Source organism: Salinivibrio sp. AR640, from assembly GCF_001995405.1.
In the GTDB taxonomy this organism is placed as follows: Bacteria; Pseudomonadota; Gammaproteobacteria; order Enterobacterales; family Vibrionaceae; genus Salinivibrio; species Salinivibrio costicola.
Map to the genome: position 1 here is coordinate 1 of NZ_MUFD01000050.1, position 2,719 is coordinate 2,719.

3 protein-coding genes are annotated in these 2,719 nt (G+C 33.0%); all 3 read left to right on the plus strand.

Going from position 1 to position 2,719, the window contains the following annotated elements; all coding sequences use genetic code 11:
* Positions 1-970: D-glucuronyl C5-epimerase family protein (locus tag BZG75_RS15045; RefSeq protein WP_077577413.1), on the plus strand; the 970-nt coding region annotated here is incomplete at its 5' end.
* Positions 957-1,778 carry a glycosyltransferase gene (locus BZG75_RS15050; protein ID WP_077577414.1) on the plus strand — a complete coding sequence of 274 codons (822 nt, stop codon included), beginning with the start codon at positions 957-959 and terminating at the stop codon, positions 1,776-1,778. The genes BZG75_RS15045 and BZG75_RS15050, both read left to right, overlap by 14 nt.
* Positions 1,775-2,719 (plus strand): glycosyltransferase (locus BZG75_RS15055; RefSeq protein ID WP_131825153.1); only part of this gene is annotated, 945 nt, incomplete at its 3' end. The genes BZG75_RS15050 and BZG75_RS15055, both read left to right, overlap by 4 nt.

Sequence of the window (2,719 nt, forward strand, 5' to 3'; positions counted from 1 at the left end):
CAACAGTTACGTGGGCGAAAATAAGATGTATTATCTTAAAATGTTTAGACGATGGTTTCTTATGTTTATTGGTAAAAGCCAATTCCATATGGAACAGGGCGTTGGGGCCGAGTTGTCTCCACTTTCTTTAAGGGGCTATCCTTCTGACTTAACCGAGAAAACCAACTGGCAGGGTTATGTAGATGATGAGGGTATAATAAAGAATAGACTGACTTCAGGTGATTTGATTTACTTCCCTATTGCAATAGCGCAGAAGGCTCTTGGGCATCATGACTTATATTTGAAAAACAAAAACAAAAACAAAAACAAGAAAGATAAGGATGATTTTTTAGGGTACTGTAACTTTCTCATTTCATTAATGGATGAAAACGGCTTAGTTGAAACTTGGCATAAACAAGATCGCGACGTTATCAATAACTATTCATCAATGACGCAAGGTCAAATAGTTTCTTGTTTTTGTCGGGCTTTTAAATTGACTAAAGTTGAAGCGTATCTAGAAGCAGCAAGATTAGCATCTCGGTGTTTATTTGAAGAGAGCGAATATAAAATAACAATTAAATTTGACTACGGCTTCGCTTATTCAGAAATGCCTAATAATAATGGAAGCGTTATACTTAATGGCTGGATATTTACACTATGGGGGCTGTATGATTTACAGTATGTAGACCCAAGTAATGAACTGTCTGAGCTAATAGCTAAAAACTTAGATACGCTTATTAATTCGCTACATTTTTATGATAATGGATATTGGAGTATGTACGACAATGAAAAAATAATTTGTAGTCCTTTTTATCATAGGCTCCATATAAATCAACTCAAGGCTTTATATGTCATGACTGGTCGAAATGAGCTAAAAGAAACTGCAACTAAGTGGGAAAGATATGAAAGAAATATTTTTTTCAAGGCTATCGCTATAATTGTTAAAGCTAAACAAAAATTAGTTTCGAGAAAGTATAATGAGTTCATATAAGCCCTTAGTATCTGTAATTATATCAGCTTATAACGCTGATAAATATATTGATGAGGCTCTAAAGTCAATCATCGACCAATCGTATGACAAGATTGAAATTATCATTGTTAATGATGGCTCTCAGGACAAAACGCTCGACATTATTAAATCTTACCATGATCCTAGAATTAAATTGATATCCAGATCTAATAAGGGATTAGTTTATTCTTTAAATGAAGCTATTAGTATTGCAAAAGGCGAACTAATTTGCCGAACGGATGCTGATGATATTTRCAACCCTAATAGAATTGAGAAGCAAGTTAAAGAGTTTAAACTTGACCCTGCATTAGATTTTGTTTTTACCGGTGCAGAGTTAATTGATGATAATGGGAGATATGTCTGTGATGCTTGGGTCGGTTCTCAAACTGAGGAAATTACAAGCCGTATAGAATGGTATAATACTATATATCATCCCACTGTAATGTTTAAAAAATCCCTAGTAGATGAATTTGGCAGTTACCAGCATCTAGACGATTGCTATGAGGATAAAGACCTATGGCTGAGATTTAGAAGTCGAGGTGTTAATTTTTATTTTCTAAATGAAAGACTTTTAAAGTATAGATTGTGCAGTAATAGTGTGCATAGTGATTATAGTAATTATTGGTATACTGTTTCAAACTCTTGTATCGTAAATCGCAATAAGCGCGCGGCTTTAAGATATTTGAATTTATTGAGTTTTAGCTCAAAGTTATCGATCTTAGCTAAGTGTTGTATTCCTGATTTTATGCTTTTGAGCCTGATTAAAGTTAAATGTAAGTTGAAGAAATGAAAAATAGAGTCTTAATAGTTGGTCCATGGGTTAGTGGGCACATACAAAATTGGTTGGGCGACAACCAAGATTACGATTATTTAATTGTCACTTGCCATAAGTCAAACGATCATGAACAAAAAAGAAATGTTAAGCAGGTGTTTTTTATAAACCAAATAATTAGCTTTTTTTTATTTCCTTTTATATTAATGTACTACTATCTAAGGTTTAGACCCGATTTAATACATGTTCATTTTTTATCATCATATGGAATATTATCTAGTTTTCTACCGGGCAGTAAGATACTTTCGCTATGGGGTACTGATATAAATGGAAAAATGACAAGCCGCAAATTATTTCGTTTTATTGGCTGTATGGCAATGAAGAGATATAACGTAATAAATTCTCCTGCGCAGCATATGACGAATAAAATATCTTCATGGGGGGTTGATATAGATAAAGTGCGTACTTTTCAATATGGAATTGACACATCAAGACTTGATGGCATGTTAAGGAGGTGTTCTCGTCAGAATGATATTAATCCACATAAAATCGTTGTTGCATCGATTAGAAATTGGGATTCTCTATATCAAATTGAAAAATTGCTTGATATCTGGAGTAATTTAGACGAAAAAAGATTTACTTTAAAGTTGTTTGGAAAGTCAAATGACCCTAAAATAGATAATAGAATTCGCACACATGCTGAAAGATTTTCTAATATCGAAGTTGTTGGATTTGTTACACAAGAGCAATTTTATAGTAGTCTTTTGGATTGTAATATTTTTCTTTCACTACCTACGATGGACGGTACACCCTTATCAGTAATTGAATGTATTTATTTAGGTTTAGCTCCGGTTGTTACCGATTTAGAATTCTATAATACTGATATGAAAGTTAATGAGTCCTTAAAGGTAAACGTTGACTTTGATAGTGAAGAAATAGAAAAGTGCATTGAATCTGCT